Source organism: Polaromonas sp. P1_F8 (assembly GCF_056405635.1).
The window spans coordinates 525001-543022 of record NZ_JBFUBS010000002.1 but is presented as its reverse complement, the minus strand read 5'-3'; the positions used below and the strand labels follow the sequence as shown (position 1 = coordinate 543022).

General features: G+C 63.0%; 13 protein-coding genes. 5 read left to right on the top strand and 8 right to left on the bottom strand.

Translation table 11 applies throughout. The features are described 5' to 3' along the window. Nucleotides 1-32 precede the first annotated feature (32 nt). Nucleotides 33-401: an aminoacyl-tRNA synthetase gene (locus AC1D1J_RS11430; RefSeq protein ID WP_477688475.1), complete on the top strand. Its 369-nt coding sequence runs from the start codon at nt 33-35 to the stop codon at nt 399-401. Here AC1D1J_RS11430 and AC1D1J_RS11425 read toward each other — a convergent pair. Further along, complete coding sequence (locus AC1D1J_RS11425; RefSeq protein ID WP_477694742.1) at nt 382-2967, bottom strand: putative bifunctional diguanylate cyclase/phosphodiesterase; 2586 nt, start codon at nt 2965-2967, stop codon at nt 382-384. The two genes, AC1D1J_RS11430 and AC1D1J_RS11425, sit on opposite strands and share 20 nt — an antisense overlap. Nucleotides 2968-3246: 279 nt before the next feature. On the opposite strand from AC1D1J_RS11425, the gene AC1D1J_RS11420 reads away from it, so the two are divergent. Continuing rightward, complete coding sequence (locus tag AC1D1J_RS11420) at nt 3247-3543, top strand: hypothetical protein (protein WP_477694741.1); 297 nt, start codon at nt 3247-3249, stop codon at nt 3541-3543. Between the two features lie 31 nt (nt 3544-3574). Here AC1D1J_RS11420 and AC1D1J_RS11415 read toward each other — a convergent pair whose 3' ends face one another. The 5 genes from AC1D1J_RS11415 to AC1D1J_RS11395 form a co-directional block, all read right to left on the bottom strand. Next, nucleotides 3575-4909: a class I SAM-dependent methyltransferase gene (locus AC1D1J_RS11415; protein ID WP_477694740.1), complete on the bottom strand. Its 1335-nt coding sequence runs from the start codon at nt 4907-4909 to the stop codon at nt 3575-3577. 162 nt (nt 4910-5071) lie between these two features. Beyond that, nucleotides 5072-5854 carry a hypothetical protein gene (locus AC1D1J_RS11410; protein WP_477688478.1) on the bottom strand — a complete coding sequence of 261 codons (783 nt, stop codon included), beginning with the start codon at nt 5852-5854 and terminating at the stop codon, nt 5072-5074. A gap of 74 nt (nt 5855-5928) precedes the next feature. Continuing rightward, entirely contained in the window at nt 5929-6393 is a 465-nt protein-coding gene (locus tag AC1D1J_RS11405; RefSeq protein ID WP_477688479.1) for a CoA-binding protein, read from the bottom strand. Nucleotides 6394-6471: 78 nt separating this feature from the next. After that, complete coding sequence (locus AC1D1J_RS11400) at nt 6472-7125, bottom strand: thioredoxin family protein (protein ID WP_477688480.1); 654 nt, start codon at nt 7123-7125, stop codon at nt 6472-6474. Between the two features lie 47 nt (nt 7126-7172). Continuing rightward, the gene (locus AC1D1J_RS11395) at nt 7173-9353 is read right to left on the bottom strand and encodes a protein-disulfide reductase DsbD family protein (RefSeq protein WP_477694739.1); all 2181 of its coding nucleotides are present in this window, start codon (nt 9351-9353) and stop codon (nt 7173-7175) included. A gap of 146 nt (nt 9354-9499) precedes the next feature. Between AC1D1J_RS11395 and AC1D1J_RS11390 the strand changes: the two genes are divergently transcribed. After that, nucleotides 9500-11110, top strand: a complete 1611-nt coding sequence (locus AC1D1J_RS11390; RefSeq protein WP_477688482.1) for a B12-binding domain-containing radical SAM protein — start codon at nt 9500-9502, stop codon at nt 11108-11110. Nucleotides 11111-11129: 19 nt separating this feature from the next. On the opposite strand, the gene AC1D1J_RS11385 is transcribed toward AC1D1J_RS11390, so the two are convergent. Further along, complete coding sequence (locus AC1D1J_RS11385) at nt 11130-12842, bottom strand: phospholipase D-like domain-containing protein (protein ID WP_477688483.1); 1713 nt, start codon at nt 12840-12842, stop codon at nt 11130-11132. 136 nt (nt 12843-12978) lie between these two features. Then, nucleotides 12979-14907, bottom strand: a complete 1929-nt coding sequence (locus AC1D1J_RS11380; protein ID WP_477694738.1) for an ATP-binding cassette domain-containing protein — start codon at nt 14905-14907, stop codon at nt 12979-12981. A gap of 220 nt (nt 14908-15127) precedes the next feature. Here AC1D1J_RS11380 and AC1D1J_RS11375 point away from each other — a divergent pair, with 220 nt between their 5' ends. Beyond that, nucleotides 15128-15604: a (2Fe-2S)-binding protein gene (locus AC1D1J_RS11375; RefSeq protein WP_477694737.1), complete on the top strand. Its 477-nt coding sequence runs from the start codon at nt 15128-15130 to the stop codon at nt 15602-15604. After that, nucleotides 15601-17910, top strand: a complete 2310-nt coding sequence (locus AC1D1J_RS11370) for a xanthine dehydrogenase family protein molybdopterin-binding subunit (protein ID WP_477694736.1) — start codon at nt 15601-15603, stop codon at nt 17908-17910. Before AC1D1J_RS11375 ends, AC1D1J_RS11370 begins: the two co-directional genes overlap by 4 nt. The last annotated feature ends 112 nt before the right edge of the window (nt 17911-18022 follow it).

Sequence of the window (18022 nt, the reverse complement as noted above, 5' to 3'; positions counted from 1 at the left end):
TGGACCCCGCCGGGTCCGAAAAGAGGTGTTTCATGCGCATGAACGACCAGGAGTATTTCCGCAGCTGCATCGCCAGGGAGCGGCATCTGGCGCAGCTGCTGGGCCATGCGCACATCGAGGAATGCTACGAAAGCGCAGGCACTCTCTGGGACAGTAACAAGGTTTTGCCGCAGTGGACGCGCGACTGGCGTGCCTGCGGGCCACTGATGACAGCCTACGGCATCACAGTGAGCTATGACGCCGGGGGCGTGACGCTAGGGTCTACGACGGTGCATTTCGCGGACCACCCTGACCGCGACCGCGCGGTGATGTACGGCATCGTCAAGGAGGTGATCGTTCGGCTGGAACACCACAAGGCCGCACCATTGCCTGCCGTCACCTTTAAATCCGAAGTGTCTTGATGAAGGCTTCGAGCTCGTCGATGGGCAGGGGCTTGCAGAACAGATAGCCCTGGTAGCAGTCGCAACCGTGGCGCGACAGAAAGTCGCGCTGGGCTTCGGTCTCAACGCCTTCCGCCACCACGCCCAGCCCCAGGCTTTGCGCCAGGCCAATGATGGTGCGTGCGATGGCGGCGTCGTTAGGGTCGCGCAGGATGTCTTCCACAAAAGACTTGTCGATTTTCAATTGATCCAGCGGCAAGCGCTTCAGGCATGAGAGTGAGGAATAGCCCATGCCGAAATCGTCAATGGAAAGGGTCACGCCCATCTTCTTGAGCCGGGCCATTTTTGTGATGGTGACATCCATGTTTTCGGCGAGCAGACTTTCGGTCAGCTCCAGTTTGAGCTTGTGCGGGCTGACTTTCGTCTCCTTGAGCGCAGCCATGACAAGGTCCACGAACTCCGGGTGGCGGAATTGCCGCACGCTCACGTTGACGGCCACGCTGAAGGCTGCGGTTTCAGGGCGATGGGCCCATGCTGCGAGCTGTCGGCAGGCTGTCTCGAGCGCCCATTGGCCCAGCGGCAGTATCAGCCCGGCCTCCTCCGCCGCCGGAATGAACTCGGACGGCTGTACCAGGCCACGCGCGCCGTGCTGCCAGCGCAACAGCGCCTCGACGCCCGTCATGCGCCCGTCACGCCCCACCTGCGGCTGGTAGTACAGGAGGAACTGCTTTTCACGCAGGCCCTGGCGCAAGTCCGACTGCAGCGCGGCGCTGGCGGTGACGGCGGCCTGCATCGCCGGGTTGAAAAAGCAGATGGTATTGCGCCCCGACATCTTGGCCTGGTACATGGCCAGGTCAGCCTGCTTGAGCAGGTCCCCGATGTTGTCCAGGGTCTGGTTGAACGAGGTAATGCCGATGCTGCAGGTGCTGTAGTGCTGGTAGCCCGCCAGGTTGTAGGGCTCGCTCAGCGCGGCAAGGATCCGCGTGCCCACCGCTTCAGCTTTTGCGGCCGCTGCGCGAGGATCCTGGCCCAGGTCTTCCAGCATGACCACAAATTCGTCCCCGCCCAGCCGTGCCACCGTGTCGGGCTGCTCCAGGCAGGCCGCCAGGCGCTTGGCCACCTGTTGCAGCAACAGGTCTCCCTTCTGGTGGCCCATGGTGTCGTTGAGCGTCTTGAAATTGTCCAGGTCGATGAACATCAGCGCGGCTTCGCGTGGGTGCCTGTAGTTGTGGGTGAGTGCTTTTTGCAGCCTGTCCATCAGCAGCTGGCGATTGGGCAGCTGCGTCAGCGGGTCGTAGAAAGCCAGGTGCTTGATTTCACTCTCCGCCACCTTGCGGCGCGTGATGTCGCGCCCCACCGCAACCCAATGGGTAAAGAAAACGCCGGCGTCATCCGCGACCGGCACGATGTCGACTTCCATCCAGAAGTGCCTGCCGTTTTTCTTGTAGGTGATGAGTTCGGCCTGAACAGGTTCGCCTTTCTGAAAGGCGGCGCTGATGCGCTCCAGTTCGCTGCGTTGGGTTAACGGCCCGCACAGCAGGCGCGGCGAATGGCCGAGGGCCTCTTCCGGGCTATAACCGGTATGTTGCTCGAAGGCGTTGTTGACAAAAATGATGCGCAAGCCCGGTTTTCCGGAAGGTACCGCTTCCGTGATGAGCACGATATCGTTGAGGCGGGAGATGCTTGTCTCCAGCAGCATGAGCTGTTCCCTGGCCTTGCGTCGTTCGCTGATATCACGAAAGTAGATGGCGACTCCGTCCGGAAACGGGTAGGCGCGGATCTCGAACCATTTGTCCAGCGGTGCATAGAGGGCTTCAAATTCCACCTGGTAGTTGCCCGCAACCGCGGCCCGGACCTGCTCGGAAAACGAGGTGTTGATGGCGCCCGGAAATTCCTTCCAGATGCTTTTGCCCAGCAGGTCCTTGCTGGGCCGGCGGAGCAGCCGCGCACCTTCCCGGTTGAGGTAGGTAAAGCGCCATTGCGGATCCAGCGTGTAAAACCCCTCAGTGATGCTTTCCAGCGTGATGCCCAGGCGGGTGGCCAGCCGCTGGGCGTCTTCTTCGGTCTGCTGGCCGGTCGTACCGGCTGCGCTGTCCCCAGGTTCCTCGTGTTCTTCTGCCCCTGCGGTTCGCAGCGCATGCTGCTGCAGGTTCAGTTGCGCAGCGATCAATCCGGCAAGCGTGTCCTGGTCTTCCTCTTGCGCAGCGTCCAGACTCCGCGGAACCCTGTCCATGACGGCCAGTACGCCCAGCAAAATGCCGTCACCGCCGGCCAGCGGCACGCCGCGGTAAAAGTTGATGCCGGGAGCACAACGGGCAGGTATCAGCGGCTGGCGCGGCGGGTTTTCCAGTGTGGCGGCGCAGAGCGTCACCAGGCCTTCACGCTCATGCGGAGCGAAGCCGGTGCCCGACCTGAAAGCCGGCTGCCCGTTTTCCATCGCCACCATGATGGCAATCGGCGTGGCGCAGGACCGGGCTGCCAGCCGGGTAAGCCGGTCGGCGTTGGTTGGACGCGTGGCATCGTGCTCTTCGCCACCCTGCGGCAGGACGTGCAGCGCAAACGCTGGATCGACAGTGGAAACGGACACGGGAGCAACACCTGCTTTTCAAACTACAGCCTTTGATGCTGATGCATAGCGCTGCGAATTGACGTCAGCGACGTGTGAGATTTGCAAGTGTTGACCATAAAGCGTTGCAAAACGTTCTGTTGCGTACCCGGAAGCGAATTTGTCCTACGCTGCTCTCTGTCGCTGCCTCACCGTACCTGGCGGTAGCGCGTTGCATGCTGCAACACCTCTCATCACCTATCGCTCTTGCCTGCTCAGCTCTCCCGATTTCCGTGATCTTTCCTCTTCAGCGAAGCACAAATGCCCCCTCTTGAACTCGATCAATTGCAGCAATGCCCCGATATCGACACTTTGCAAACGGTCCTCAGGAACATGTGTTCCCGTTTCGGCTCCGTCACCCAGCTCAATATCCTGCCGGCCTCCCACGCCGGCAAGCAACAGGCCCTGTGCTTCCTGCGCATGGCCACAGCCGAGGAAGAACAACGCCTGATGAGTGGCCTGGGCATAGGCCGGTTTGGCGGAGAGCTTGTGCTGGTGGTGGATCTGCAGGCTGCAGAGCCCCTGGCGGCACCCAAATTGTCCGGCTCGGCCGCATGAGTGCCGCCCGGCCGGACCCCTGACGGGATGCTTATCCGGCCGCTAACGGGCCGGCCGAGGGATGCCTGAGCAGCAGTCTGTCGAGGGCCGCCAGCGTGCCAAAAGATTCGGCGAAGTCGGCAAACAGCGTGGCATTGTCGGGTGCCGCGGCCTTGCCTTGCCATGCAGCGCGGAACTGGTCGAAGATTTCGCCAAAACTCCTCTGGCCATCCACCAGCGAAAGAATCTTCGCGCCGTATTTCCCGGGATTGACCATGACCGCGATGCCTGAATGCTGGTGCCTGAGCATGAAGGGCTGGCCCCGGTTGCTGCCGAACACCTGCGCGGCAAGTTCGCCGGTCAGGGGCTCGTGGTAGAAAAACGGCACGTATTCCGCGTCGCCATAGGGCGCCTTGCAAGTGTCACCGTGCGTGACGTATAGCGAATGGGTGATGAGGGTACCGGCCATCAGTTCGGCCATTTCGTACTGTTGGCGCCGTGGCAGTTTGCGCAATGCCGCGGCCATGGCCGGTGGCTTGCTTCCCAGCACCATGTGCGGCAAATAAGGCGAAAGGCCGCGCTGTACATCGGTGAACTCCAGGTGCATGCCGTGTCCGCTCTTTGCGCCATCCGCTTCGTCGCCCAGCCAGTCAAACAGCTCGCCCACGCTGTATGAGCGGTCCTGCGAATGCAGCAGCAGGTCGTAGATGCCTGCGTCGCCCATCTTGTGGTCGTGGTGCAGGTCTTCGCTGCGCTTGAACCAGTTGGTGGCGGGCAGGCTGGCCAGCAAGTCGCGCGTGTTGGCGATTTTTCGCTGTGCATCCGCCTCGTCGCCGTTGACCAGGCGCATGAGCTCCTGCATCTGGTATACGCCGGTGCGGCCCGTGGTGGCATACACCATGAGTCCGATGGCGCCATCGTCCTTGAGCACGCTGCGCAGCGCCTTGAATCCCAGATCGGGATCGGCCAGATGGTGCAGCACGCCGCTGCAATTGATGTAGTCGAAGATGCCGAGCTCTGCCGCCAGGGCCGGCAGGTTCAGCAATGAATCGTGAACCCAGGTGATGTTTGCCAGCCCGCGAATCTGCGCGCGCTCCTTCGCCAGCGCGATGCTGGCTCCGCTCATGTCGAGATGCACGATTTGTGCGTCGGTGTCGCGCAACTGCTCGGCCAGGAAAATGGTGGCGTCACCGGTGCCGCCGCCCGCCACCAGCGCACGAAAGCCCTTCTGGAACGACTGCTTTCCCGCAAAGCAGTAGTGATTGATCATGGGCAAATCTTCCAGCCACGTCCGCACCAGGCGCTTGTGGTCGTCCTGCGGATTGCAAGGCGGATAAGGCAGCGCCTCGTACTGGCTTCTGACTTCGGGCAAATAGTTGTCGGGCATGGCATCTTCCGGAAAGGCGATTGGCAAAAAGCCTATTGTCTCCGCCCTAAGACGTGTCTCCCCCTTCTCCGCTCACTTCGTGTAGCGGGATTCCCCCTCAGGGGGCGACATCTACGGCCCGGCGAAGCCGGTTCCGTGCTGTCACTTGGTTAAGACAAGAGACTACCTGACGGGCAAGAACTGGAGAAACGTCCCACCCAGCAGGTTCTGCACATACGTGATGACGGCGCGCCGGTATTTCTCCGTCAACACGGAGGACAACAGATCCAGCCGGCCAATGATTTTGCCGAACTCGCGTTCAAAGCTCAGGTTGCGCTCGCGCTCGGTGATTTCGTCGGCCAGCAGCAAGGGCTGGCCTGCGGCATTGCGCCGGTTGGACAGCATCCATACGGCGATTTCAATGTTGCGGGCGGCGTTGTAGATGTATTGCGCATCCAGGCTGTCGGTCAGGTAATACGCTGTTTTCCCGCCGTGGGCCGTGACCACCATGTCGGCGCTGGCATAAATGAACGCCGCCACGCGGTCGCCCTTGAAGTCGGGGCCCAGCGCCAGCGACAGCGCGGCGATGTCGCGCTTACCCTGCAGTTCGGGCCAGGGTGTGCGGGTGTCGACCGCCACGCGCAGCTGGGCAAGGGCCGCGTCGCGTCCGAGCGTGCTGGTTTTTCGCCATTCCGCCGGGTTGCGCCGGTACAGCTTGTCGGCCAGGCGCAGCAAACCCTCCAGGTTATCGCGCATGCCCAGGGTGGCCATGCGGTTCACGTCCGACTGGCCGATCTCGCTGGCGGCCATCGGGGCGGCCTGTGCTTCGCCCTTGTGCGTGGGCGCCTGGCTGGCGCAGCCGGCCAATGCAGCCAGGGCCAGCAACAGGGGAGGGCGGAAGAATGAAAAAATGGAAGGAGAAATGGCTGGTGCGGGAAGGGAGATGGGTGCCGTGCGCAGGGACATGGGGCATTTTCAGCGGCTGCGCCGCGCCGCGCAAGCATGGCTTTCCCGGGCTGCCGCCGGCCGCAGGGGCAAGCTCAGGCGGAAGCCGCGCCCACTTGGGCAATCGGGTGCAACAGTCCGCGGGATAGCAGCACACGGTGGTCAATCTTGAGGCAGTGGTCCTGTACCACCAGCAAGCCTGCGGCTTCTGCCTTGGCGGCGGCTGCCGGATTGGAAATTCCGAGCTGCATCCACACGGCCTTGGCGCCTATCGCAATGGCTTCGTCGACCACTGGCGGAATATCTTCGCTGTTGCGAAAGCAGTTCACCAGGTCGATCTTTTCGTGCTGCGCGGCTTCAGTCAGCGTCGAATAGGCCTTTTCACCAAGCACCTCGGCGGCGTTCGGGTTGACCGGGATGATGCGGTAGCCATTGGCCTGCATGTAGCGCGCCACATCAAAGCTGGCGCGGTGGGGCTTGGGCGACAAGCCCACTACCGCGATGGTGCGGCAGTGGTTGAGGATGTGCGGCATGCGCTCTGCAGGTGGCAAGGGGTTCATGGCTGGGCTTTGTGTTGGTCTGGCTTGGACCGGCGTTGCCGGACACGGTTCAGGCTCTGTTTATCTATTTAAGCTGGTCTATGCCTTGTATTTGACGGAGCAGCCATAAGCCCGGCTGGTCGCTACGCTCAAGGGCTTGCCGCCCAGCGCTTCGGTCAGGCCCTGGCGCACGTAATTGGTGGCGGTCTTGATATCGTCAACGCGGGCGGAAGGGATGCTGTCAATGCCTCCTGCGTAAATCAGCTGGCCCTGCGGACTGATGATGTACATGTGCGGTGTCGTCTTGGCGCCGTAAAGCTGGCCGATCCTGCCTGACTCGTCCATCAGTGTCGCAGTCGGTTGGCCCTGTTTTTCGGCCATCCAGCTGGCCAGTTTGGCTGGCGCCAGGTAGTCGCCGCTTTCGGCCTCCGTGGAGTTGATGGACAGCCACACCACGCCTTTCGCGGTGAACTCCTTTTGCAGGCCTTGCATGTTGCCGCTGTAGTGCTTGCGCACAAAAGGGCAGCCCGGATTGGTCCATTCCAGCACCACCAGCTTGCCGCTGTAATCGCCCAGGTTGCGGGTCTTGCCAGCCGTGTCGGGGGCCGAAAAGTCGGGGGCTGCCTGGCCGACACTTGCTGTGGCCGCCTGCACGGAAAAAGCGGCCGACGCCAGCCAGGGGGCGGCAACGAGAGCGCCGGAAAAGTTGCGGCGGGTAAGTGCCCGGACGGGCCTCAGAGGGGTATTCAACATGGCTTGAACTCCTTCAGGAAGAAATCAACAACACGACAACAGGTTCTTTACAGCTTGGCCAGTTCGGCCCTCACGTCGTCAATCGACAGAATCTCCGACAGCACGACCGGCGCACGGCCGGGCTTGTAAATCACATATACCGGTACACCGTTGCGGCCCAGTTGCTTCAGTGCCGCTGTCACTGCCGGGTCGCGCCGCGTCCAGTCGGCACGCAACAGCGCCACGTTCTTCGTTTCGATGTCGGCCAGTACCGACGCATTCGAGAGGGTGGTCTTTTTGTTGTACTGGCAGGTCACGCACCAGGCGGCGGTGAAATCCACGAACACACTTTGCCCTTGCGCGGTGAGCTGGTCAACCCGACCCGGCTCCCAGGCCTGCCAACCGCCCGCTGCCGGTATTGCCGACACCAGGGCCGTGGGTTTGGTGATGTTCGGGCCAATGGCCCATAGCCCCAACGCGCCCAACGCCACGGAAAAGGTTGCCAACAGCGTGCGCGCCGTGCCGCGCAGGGTAAAAGCCCAGATCGCCAGCGCCATCAACACCAGCAGGGCCAGCAACGCGCCCGCGCCGTCGATGCCGCTTTGCTGGCCCAGCACCCAGACCAGCCAGGCGACCGTGGCAAACATCGGGAAAGCCATCAGCTGCTTGAAGGTCACCATCCAGGGGCCGGGACGCGGCAGCGTTCTTGCCACGGCCGGTATGGCGCTCGCCGCCAGATACGGCAACGCCATACCCACGCCGATGGCCGCGAAGATCGCGAGAGCTTCAGGCGCCGGAAGCCCCACCGCATAGCCCAGCGAGGCGCCCATGAAGGGAGCGGTGCATGGCGATGCAATGGCGGTGGCCAGCACACCCGACAAAAATGCGTTGACGGTGGGATTTTTCGCCTGCCAGCCGGCGAGCCGGCCCGGCAGGACATTGCCGAATTCAAACAGGCCCGCCAGGTTTAGCCCCAGCAAGGTGAACAGTGCCGCCAGCAGCGCCACTACCGCCGGGTTCTGCAGCTGAAAGCCCCAGCCGAGCTGATCGCCCGCTGCGCGCAAACCCATCAGCAGCGCACCCAGCGCCAGGAAAGACACCACCACACCCACGGTGTAAGCCAAGCCGGTGGTCAGGCGCGTGGCCTGGTCCTTCACCTGCACAAAACCCACCACCTTGATGGCCAGCACCGGAAACACACAGGGCATGAGGTTGAGGATCAGCCCTCCGAGCAATGCACCCAGCAGGGCGGCGATGAGGCCGACCGGTGGGGCGCTGGTTTGCACGGGTGCCGCACCGGCCGACGCGTTGGCGCGCAAGGCCGCTTCAAGTGCGGGCGGCACGACGGTGGCGGCCGCTGGCGCAGGCCAGGGGCCTTTGACCGGCGCGTCAATGCGATAGGCAGTGTTCTCCAGGGCCACCACCAGCGGCATGCTGGCCGGGCTTTCAGTTCGCTGGCCCGACAGGGGCACCTGGGCCGTCCATACCGCGCCTTGCCAAGCCTGTTGCCAAGGGGCGGCGGGCTCGATCACGCTACCGGTTTCGGGGTACAGCGCCAGTGTTTTGCCCTGCAGGGCGGCAGGCAAGCCGGCCAGGGAGATGCTGATCGCCTTGCCTTCGACGGCCACTTTGCTGGCGCCGGCCGCCAGTGCTTTGGGCGTGGCTGCGAACGTGTCCTGAAACAACTGGCCACTGGAGGCGGTCGAGCTTCGCACCGGGATGCTCAGTGAAAAGTCACCCTCTTGCGGAATGCATTCCTTGCGGCAGACCAGCCAGGACGCCTTGAGTTTGACGTCCAGCTGCCTGGCGGCGAAACCGGGCGCCACGGTCAAAGGCACGGGCAGCAGCACCGCCTTTTCATAGCCGTAGTTGGCCAGCGTGCCAATCGGGATTTTTTTCGGTGTCGGCCAGGCGATATCGCCTGCAGTGATGCCGGCGGGCAATTGCCAGTCGAGCTGCGTCGGCAACCCGGAGTCGCCGGAGTTTTTCCAGTAGGTATGCCATTCGGGCTGGTGCGTGAGCCGCAGCCCCACCCAGACCGGCTTGCCGGGCTCCACGCCTTCCGGCGCCCAGGCCAGCAGTTCGGCACTGACCTGCTCCGTCGTGACCACCGCACGGGTGGCGCTCTGCGTGCCTTTTCCCAGAATGTCGCTAAAGGCTTTTTGAGCGCTGGCGGGCACGGGGATTGCGCAGGCAGCTATCAAAAATGTAGCGGCTAGCTTGGCAAACGGAAAACGCAGGGCATTCATTGTGCAAGTGTGAGCGGGTGGCGCAGAGATTAGTTCCTGGAAGGCTAGGGGGCAAGACAGCGTGCGGGCATTGCTCGATGATGGTTAGTCCGGTTTCACGCTGCCTTATTACAGCCGTTTTCAGAGTCAGCCCAGATAATAGGGGCATGCCGCGCATTGTCCTCGCCACCCTCAACGCGAAGTACATCCACGCTTCGCTGGGCCTGCGGTACCTGCTGGCCAATATGGACCTGCATGGCGGCCCCGGCCTTCGTGCACAAACGTTGCTGCGCGAATTCGTGATCCAGCAACGGCCCATGCAGATCGTCGAGGAGTTGCTGGCGCTCGATCCTGAAGTCATCGGCCTCGGCATTTATATATGGAACGTGGTGGAAACCACCCAGGTCGTGCGCCTGCTCAAAACCCTGAGGCCCGGCATCAAGGTGGTGCTGGGCGGACCCGAGGTCAGTTACGAGACGGGCGAACAGGAAATCTGCCGCCTGGCCGACCATGTGGTCACCGGCTGGGGCGATGTGAGTTTTCCCAAGCTCTGCCGTGCCTTGCTCGAGGGCCCGCAACCGCTGATGAAGGTCGTTGCGGGGGAGCAGCCGGCACTGGAGGCGCTGGCCCTGCCTTATGGCGAATACACCGACGAAGACCTTGCCAAACGGTTGCTGTATGTCGAAGCCTCGCGCGGCTGCCCCTTCAAGTGCGAGTTCTGCCTGAGCTCGCTCGACAAGACCGCCTGGGCTTTTGACCTGGACGCGTTTATGGCCGAGATGGACGCGCTCTACCGGCGCGGCGCACGCAACTTCAAGTTTGTGGACCGCACGTTCAACCTGAAGGTCGAGAACTCGGTGCGCATCCTGCAGTTTTTCCTGGACCGGATGGCGCCTGACCTGTTTGTGCATTTTGAAGTGGTGCCCGACAGCCTGCCCGACCGGCTCAAAGCGCTGATTGCGCAGTTCCCGGCAGGTTCGCTTCAGTTTGAAGTCGGTATCCAGAGCTTCAACCCCGAGGTGCAGCAGCGCATTTCGCGCAAGCAGGACAACGCCAGGACCGCGGACAACTTGCGCTGGCTGGTGAACGAAAGCCAGGCCCATGTGCACGCAGACCTGATCTTCGGTTTGCCCGGCGAGACGCTGGAGAGCTTCGCCCAGGGTTTTGATCGCCTGCATGAACTGGCGCCGCATGAAATCCAGTTCGGCATCCTGAAGCGCCTGCGCGGCACACCCATCACCCGGCACACGGCGGAGTTTGCCATGGCGTATGACCCGCAGACGCCGTATACGATTTTGCAGAACTCCACGATCGACTTTGTCACCATGCAGCGCATCAATCGCTTTGCGCGGTATTGGGAAATGCTGGCCAATTCAGGGCGTTTTGCGCGGGGGCTCCAGCTGCTGCTGACCCCCGGCTCGGCGTTCGGCCACTTTCTGAAGTTCAGCGACTGGCTCTGGGCCAGCACCGGCAAAACCCATGAGTTCGCACCCGAGAAGCTGGTGGATTTTCTGTTTGAGCACCTCACCGCAGTGCGGGGCTTGGCCAGCGCAGATGTGCGCAACGCCCTGCTGGCCGACTACCTGGCCAGCGGTGCACGCGGCCGCCCCAGTTGCCTGGCCGATCTGCTGGGTGCGGCACGGCCGGCTGCGCCGCTGCGTTCCGGCCGACAGGGCACTGCGCGGCAGGGGCGCCATGTGAACCAGCAATCAGCAGGGTTTCAGGACGAGTCGGGCGCCCACCGGGAAGCCATTCAAAAGGCCGCGGCGGCCGCTTGATGAGCCAAAGCCCCCATCTTCAAAGCATTTCGTCCGGCGCGAACGGCCCGATCAGCTTGAGCATCAGTTGCAGTCCCCAGCTGGCATCCGGCTCGATCAGGGAGTCCTTGAGGGGCGAGCCCTGCGGCGCACGCCAGACCAGCCGGCCGTTCTCCAGCTCGACCCGGTAGGCGCCTGAAGCCAGCGTGGGTTCGATCAGCCGTGTGGCCTCGGCTGAGATGCTGCGGTTGCGGATGACGATAGCCACTTCGCTGTTTTGCAGCTGCGAGCGCAGGTCCAGGTTCATGGACCCCACGACCAGCATCCGGTCGTCCATGACAACGACCTTGGAATGTAGGCTGGCGCGCGACCCGCCGGTGGAGCCACCGGTTGATCCCCCGATCGAGCCGCCGGCAATGGCGGCCGAGCCAAAGCTGCTGAAAGAGCCTTCCTGTTCGGCGCGCATTTCGTAAATCTCGATGCCCATCTCCAGCAAGGCCTTGCGGTAGCGGGCGTAGCCGACGTGGGCCGCCGGCGCGTCGTTCGATGCCAGCGAGTTGGTGAGCACCCGCACACGAACACCGCGTTGCCGGATCTCGGAAAACTGTTTCATCATGCGTTCGCCGGGCACAAAGTAGGGCGAAACGATCAGCAGGTTGTTTTTGGCTTGCGACATCAGCTGCAGCAGGCCGTCCACCGTGGTGTCCTGCGATTCTTCGGTCGTGTCGGCGTCGGCGGCGATTTTGGACGCCTTGTCCACCAGCAACACCGACGGCGCCCAGGTCCAGGTCAACAACCGCAGGTCGGTCGAATCCGGCAGCGTTGGCAGTGTGGAGGTGGCCCGTTCCGGCCGGGCCGAGGGCGTCACGGTGCCGTCACCTGCCGGAAGGTTCGCTGCCTGCGCTGTGCCGACCGGCCCGGAAGGGTTTTCAGGGGCCGGCGGCTTGCGCTTGAGTGCGTCGATTTCCTTTTCGGTCATCAGCGACTGCACCGGGTAGGCCAGCGGGTTGTTCCAGTACTGGTCAAAGCTGCGCGACAGGTCTTGCGCGATGCGGCCGGCCGCCAGTACGTCGATGTCCACAAAATTGGTGCCGGTGCTCTGGCCGAAGTAGGTTTCGCCCAGGTTGCGCCCGCCGGTGATGGCCACGGCGTTGTCCGCCACAAAAATCTTGTTGTGCATGCGCCGCTGCATGCGCGCCGTGTCCTTGAGGTTGCCCAGGATGCGGAACATCAGGGAGCCGCGGCCGCCCGGCAGGGGGTTGAACAGGCGCAGCTCGATGTTTTTCTCAAAAGCCAGCTTCAGCACCTGTGCGTTTTTGCCTGAGGTGTTGAAGTCGTCCAGCAGGATGCGGATGCGCACGCCGCGGCCCGCTGCTTCGCGCAGCGCGTCAAACATGCGTTCGGTGGTTTCGTCGGCAAAGATCGCGTAGTACTGGATATCCAGTGTCTTTTGCGCTGCCTTGATCAGCGTCATGCGGCTGGTAAAAGCCAGTTCTGCGTCGCCGACCAGCGCAAACCCCGAATCGTTTCGCGTGCCGGCCTTGGCCGCACGGGCCGCCACCAGGCTGCCCAGGCGCGTTTCGGCCGGGTTGGCCAGCGCGGTGGACACCGGGCGGTCGACCTCGCTGGGCAGCGAGGCGCAACCCGTCACCCAGAGAGCGGCGAAAACGAGCGCCAGCCCCTGCAACGCCCGCCAGCCCGCAGGGGGGATGAAAAAACGGGTGCCGGGAAAGGCGCTGGAAGTGGTCTGCATCGTGCAGGCACTTTAGCGTAAGGGGATGTATTGGGTGCCGCTGGACCCTGCGTCCGCGCCTATTCTTCTTGTAGGCGCCCGGCTTGACTGCGCGTCACTTCCGCAGCCGGCCCGTATGCAGCGGGCATGGGCGCGGTTATGACGACAGGATTTCCCAGCGCTGCAGCGCTGCCATCAGCTCTTCCTCGATCTTGCTGTTGCGCGCGTTGAGTTCCGCCGCCCGTTTGGCATTCGTGGTGTAGAGCGTGCCGTCATAGAGCTCCTGCTCGATGGCTTTTTGCTGCGACTCCAATTGCTGGATCAGCGCCGGCAGGCCGTCGAGCTCGCGCTGCTCTTTGTAGCTCAGCTTCTTTTTTGATAGCTGCTCGCGCTCGTCCTTATTGGGCTGCGGGCTTGTTTTGCTTGAAATTTTGCTGCCGGCGGGGCTGCTGGCGGGCTTGTTGGCACCGGTGATCTGCGCTGCGCGCTTGGATTGCGTGATCCAGTCGGTCACGCCGCCCTCGTATTCGCGCCAGAAGCCGGGGTTCTCGGGCGTGCCCTCATAGGCGATGGTGCTGGTGACCACGTTGTCCAGGAAGCGCCTGTCGTGGCTGACCAGGAAAACCGTGCCTTCGTAGTTTTGCAGCAGGTCTTCCAGCAATTCGAGGGTGTCGATGTCCAGGTCGTTGGTCGGCTCGTCCAGCACCAACACATTGGCCGGCCGGGCAAACAGGCGCGCCAGCAGCAGCCGGTTGCGCTCGCCGCCTGACAAAGTGCGCACGGGTGAGTTCGCACGCTGGGGCGAGAACAGAAAGTCCGTCAAATAGCTCTTGACGTGTTTTTTCTGGCCGTTGATTTCGACCCACTCGCTGCCGGGGCTGATGAAGTCTTCCAGCGTGGCGTCCAGGTCCAGGCTGTCGCGCATCTGGTCAAAGTACGCGACCTGCAGGTTGGCACCCTGGCGGATTTTGCCGGGCGGGTTTGTCACGTCGGGCTGCAACTCGCCCAGGATGAGCTTGAGCAGCGTGGTCTTGCCGGCGCCGTTCGGGCCGAGCAGGCCGACCTTGTCGCCGCGCAGCAGCGTGCCGGTGAACTTGTTGACGATGATTTTTTCGCTGCCCGGGTGGCCGAAGCTTTTGCTCACGTCGGTGAGCTCGGCGACGATCTTGCCGCTCTTCTCGCCGCTGGAGACGTCCAGGTTGACGCGGCCCACCGCATCACGCCGTGCCGCACGGTTGTCGCGCAGGGCTTCGAGGCGTCCAATGCGGGCCACGCTGCGGGTGCGGCGCGCCTCCACGCCCTTGCGGATCCACACCTCTTCTTGCGCCAGCAGCTTGTCGGCCTTGGCATTGATGACGGCTTCCTGCGCCATCTGCTCTTCTTTTTGCACCAGGTACTGGGCAAAGTTGCCGGGGTAACTGTTGAGCTTGCCGCGGTCGAGCTCGACGATGACGGTGGCGACCTGGTCCAGGAAGGCCCGGTCATGGGTGATGGTAATGATGCTTCCGTTGAAATTGACCAGCAAATCCTCCAGCCAGGCGATGGAATCGAGGTCCAGGTGGTTGGTCGGCTCGTCGAGCAGCAGCACGTCGGGCTTGGCGACCAGCGCCTGGGCCAGAGCCACGCGTTTTTTGGTGCCGCCCGAAAGCGAGCCGACGATGGCGTCTTTGTCCAGGTGCAGGCGGTGCAGGGTTTCTTCGACGCGCTGCTCCCAGGTCCAGCCGTCCAGCGCCTCGATTTCCGACTGCAGGGCGTCCAGGTCGGTATGCTCGTCGGCCGCGAGATATTGCTCAACTACGTGCCTGGTGCGCGCCAGTCCTGCGCTGGCAGCTATAAAAACAGTAGCGTGCGGGTCCAGGCTGGGCTCTTGCGGCACATAGGCGATGCGCAGGTTCTGCTGCAGCTGCAGCGTGCCGTCATCGGGTTTTTCGAGGCCGGCGAGAATTTTCAGCAGGGATGACTTGCCCGTGCCGTTGCGGCCGATCAGGCCGATCCGCTGGTTGGTTTCAAGGGAAAAATCTGCGTGATCCAGCAGTGCGACGTGCCCAAAAGCGAGTTGGGCGTCCAGTAAGGTAATAAGTGCCATAAGGGGGCAGATTATCCGCCCCTGCCGCGACGCGGTGTCTATATAGGCCCTTCATCGGCCCTGCAGGGCCCGCCTTTGGTCACATGACGCCCCCCTAAGTGCCATCCCTTAAATACAAGTTATTACGTGAGTGGCCGGTGTCGCATCTGCGCCCTATCGCTTGCCAAGCCTCGCCGATATAGTCGTCCGTTCCGGCGATTCGATCGCTGAAGGAGGGACCTTGGAACTGCAAATCAATGGCCGGGCCGTTCAGGCCGACGCCGATCCCGGCATGCCCTTGCTCTGGCTGCTGCGCGACGTGCTGAACATGACGGGCACCAAGTTCGGATGCGGCGTGGCCGCGTGTGGCGCTTGCACAGTGCGGGTGGACGGCGAAGCGGTGCGGTCCTGTGTCGTCCCGGTGTCCGCCGTGATGGGCAAGCGAATTCAGACCATTGAAGCGCTGGGTGCGCCGGGCAAGCCCCACGCCCTGCAGGCCGCCTGGATTGCCGAGCAGGTGCCCCAATGCGGCTATTGCCAGTCGGGCATGTTGATGGCGGCCGCCGCCCTGCTCGACAAAATCCCCAAGCCGACAGATGCGGACATCGATGCCGCCATGACCAATATCTGCCGCTGCGGCACTTACCAGCGCATCCGGGTGGCCATCAAGCGCGCGGCCGGCATGGCGCCAGGCGTGCTGCAGAAGGCCCGGACATGAAAAGAAGGGCCTGGCTGCTCAGTGCAACCGGTGCGGCGGGCGCATTGCTGGTGGGCTGGAGCCTGTTGCCGGCGCGCTCCCGGCTGGGCAGCCCGGCCAAACCCTGGCCTGCGAGCATTCCCGAGCTGGACGGCGCGGTGTTCAACGGCTGGATCAAGATCCGGGCGGACGGCAGCGTGGTACTGGCCATGCCGCGCAGCGAAATGGGCCAGGGCGTGCACACGGCGCTGGCCATGCTGGTGGCCGAAGAGCTTGACGTGCCGTTGCAGCGGGTGACCGTGGCGCAGGCGGGATCCGACGCTATTTACGGCAATGTCGCGATGCTGGTGGGCAGCCTGCCGTTTCATCCACTGGACGTCGATGACTTTGCCAGGGAAGGCGCCCCCAGGGTTCGCCCCACACCGGTCAGGATCGGCGAGTGGATGATGGGCAAGGTTGCCCGTGAGCTCGGCATCAACGCGACAGGGGGTTCCTCAAGCCTGGCGGATGCCTGGGACGTGGTGCGGCTGGCCGCTGCCACGGCCAGGGCATCCCTGCTGGGGGCCGCCTCGCTGGACTGGAAATTGCCGGTGGATGAGCTCACAGTCAAAAACGGCGTGATTTCGCACCCTTCAGGTCCCTCATCCCACTACGGTGAACTGGCGAAATTTGCCGCAGCGACTCCGCCGGGCGACGTGACACTCAAAAGCCGCGGGGACTGGAAGCTGATAGGGCGCAGCGCCCCGCGGCTGGATTTACCTGCCAAGGTCAATGGCACGGCTGTTTTTGGCCTCGATGTCCGGTTGCCGGGCATGGTGTATGCGGCGATCCGGCTTTGTCCCATGCTGGGCGGTTCAGCGGGTGCGATCCAGGTCAATACGGCGCTGGCCTTGCCGGGTGTGGAGCGCCTGGTGCGGCTGCCGGCCTATGCGGGCTCTACTGCCGGCTTTGCCGTGGTGGGTAAGACCTGGTGGCATGCCCAGCAGGCGGCCTTGATGGTGCCGGTCGAATGGCAGCAGCGACCCGCTGGCGCGCTGGACACGCGCGTGATTGAACAATCGCTGGAAACCGCTCTGGCACGTGAAGAAGGCCATGTCTTTTATGAAAAAGGTGATGCCGGCAAGGCCGAGGCGTCCGCTGTGCGGAAAATCGAGGCACTTTATCGTGCGCCCTACCTGGCCCACGCCACGCTTGAGCCCATGAACTGCACCGCGCAAGTCATGGGCGGCAAGGTATGGCTCTGGGCGCCCACCCAGGTGCCGCAGATGGCTGTGGCCGTTGCCGCACGGGTGGCTGGGGTGGCTCAGGAAGATGTCCATGTCACTGTCACCTTGCTGGGCGGCGGCTTTGGCCGCCGGCTGGAGGTCGACTGCGTGGCGCAGGCAGTGCGCATTGCCGTGGAGTGTGGGGGCAGGCCTGTGCAACTGATCTGGTCGCGCGAAGAAGACACCACGCACGACTTTTACCGGCCCATGCAGGTAGCCAGGCTGAGGGCCTCCCTGGACGAAAAGGGCGACGTCACCTGCCTGTCCATCAAGTCTGCCGGCGACGCCATTACGCCTAGATGGCTAGAACGCAACCTGCCGGCCCTGTCCGGGCCCTTTGATACTCCCGACAAGAGCGCTGCGGAAGGATTGTTCGATCTGCCTTACGGCTTTGCCAGCCAGTCCATGTCGCATGTGGCCATGCGCTCGGGCGTACCTGTCGGCTACTGGCGTTCGGTGGGGCATTCGCATAACGCGTTCTTTTCAGAAAGCTTCCTGGATGAGCTGGCTTGGGCGACTGGACGGGATCCTCTCGCTTTCCGGCGTTCCTTGCTGGACGAAGCACCCCGGCATCTGGCCGTGCTGGAACTGGCTGCACTCAAGGCTGGCTGGGGCGGCGCTTTGCCCGAGGGGCGGGCCCGCGGCCTCGCCCTGCATGAATCATTTGGATCCATCGTGGCGCAGGTCGTGGAGGTGTCATTGCTCAATGGCATGCCGCGCGTCCACCGCGTGGTGTGTGCTGTGGATTGCGGTACGGTTGTGAACCCGGGCATCGTGGCACAGCAAATGGAGGGGAGCGTTATCTTTGCGCTGACCGCAGCGCTGTATGGCCGCATAGATATAGAAGAAGGTGTCGTGCGCCAGAAGAATTTCCCCCAGTACGCCATGGTGGGACTGGCGCAGGCGCCCGTTGTGCAGACTCATATTGTCCCCAGCGAGAGAACACCTGGCGGCGCAGGCGAACCAGGTGTGCCGCCATTGGCGCCCGCATTGGGAAATGCCCTCTATGCACTGACAGGGAAGCGCTTGCGCTCGCTGCCTCTTATAGTGAACAACGCGTAAGTTGAGAAAGTTTTTTAAGTGCTGCTTGAAAAGCGCAAAACAACCGTGCTATAGTCGATGGCTCTGCTGAACACAGCGAACAAATTCTTCGGGATTTGCAGCTACCGCGAAA

Bases quoted from the DNA above. Each gene is read 5' to 3' on its own strand.
- AC1D1J_RS11430 (WP_477688475.1), top strand. From the start codon at position 33: ATGCGCATGAACGACCAGGAGTATTTCCGCAGCTGCATCGCCAGGGAG.
- AC1D1J_RS11420 (WP_477694741.1), top strand. From the start codon at position 3,247: ATGCCCCCTCTTGAACTCGATCAATTGCAGCAATGCCCCGATATCGAC.
- AC1D1J_RS11415 (WP_477694740.1), bottom strand. From the start codon at position 4,909: ATGCCCGACAACTATTTGCCCGAAGTCAGAAGCCAGTACGAGGCGCTG.
- AC1D1J_RS11410 (WP_477688478.1), bottom strand. From the start codon at position 5,854: ATGTCCCTGCGCACGGCACCCATCTCCCTTCCCGCACCAGCCATTTCT.
- AC1D1J_RS11405 (WP_477688479.1), bottom strand. From the start codon at position 6,393: ATGAACCCCTTGCCACCTGCAGAGCGCATGCCGCACATCCTCAACCAC.
- AC1D1J_RS11400 (WP_477688480.1), bottom strand. From the start codon at position 7,125: ATGTTGAATACCCCTCTGAGGCCCGTCCGGGCACTTACCCGCCGCAAC.
- AC1D1J_RS11395 (WP_477694739.1), bottom strand. From the start codon at position 9,353: ATGAATGCCCTGCGTTTTCCGTTTGCCAAGCTAGCCGCTACATTTTTG.
- AC1D1J_RS11390 (WP_477688482.1), top strand. From the start codon at position 9,500: ATGCCGCGCATTGTCCTCGCCACCCTCAACGCGAAGTACATCCACGCT.
- AC1D1J_RS11385 (WP_477688483.1), bottom strand. From the start codon at position 12,842: ATGCAGACCACTTCCAGCGCCTTTCCCGGCACCCGTTTTTTCATCCCC.
- AC1D1J_RS11380 (WP_477694738.1), bottom strand. From the start codon at position 14,907: ATGGCACTTATTACCTTACTGGACGCCCAACTCGCTTTTGGGCACGTC.
- AC1D1J_RS11370 (WP_477694736.1), top strand. From the start codon at position 15,601: ATGAAAAGAAGGGCCTGGCTGCTCAGTGCAACCGGTGCGGCGGGCGCA.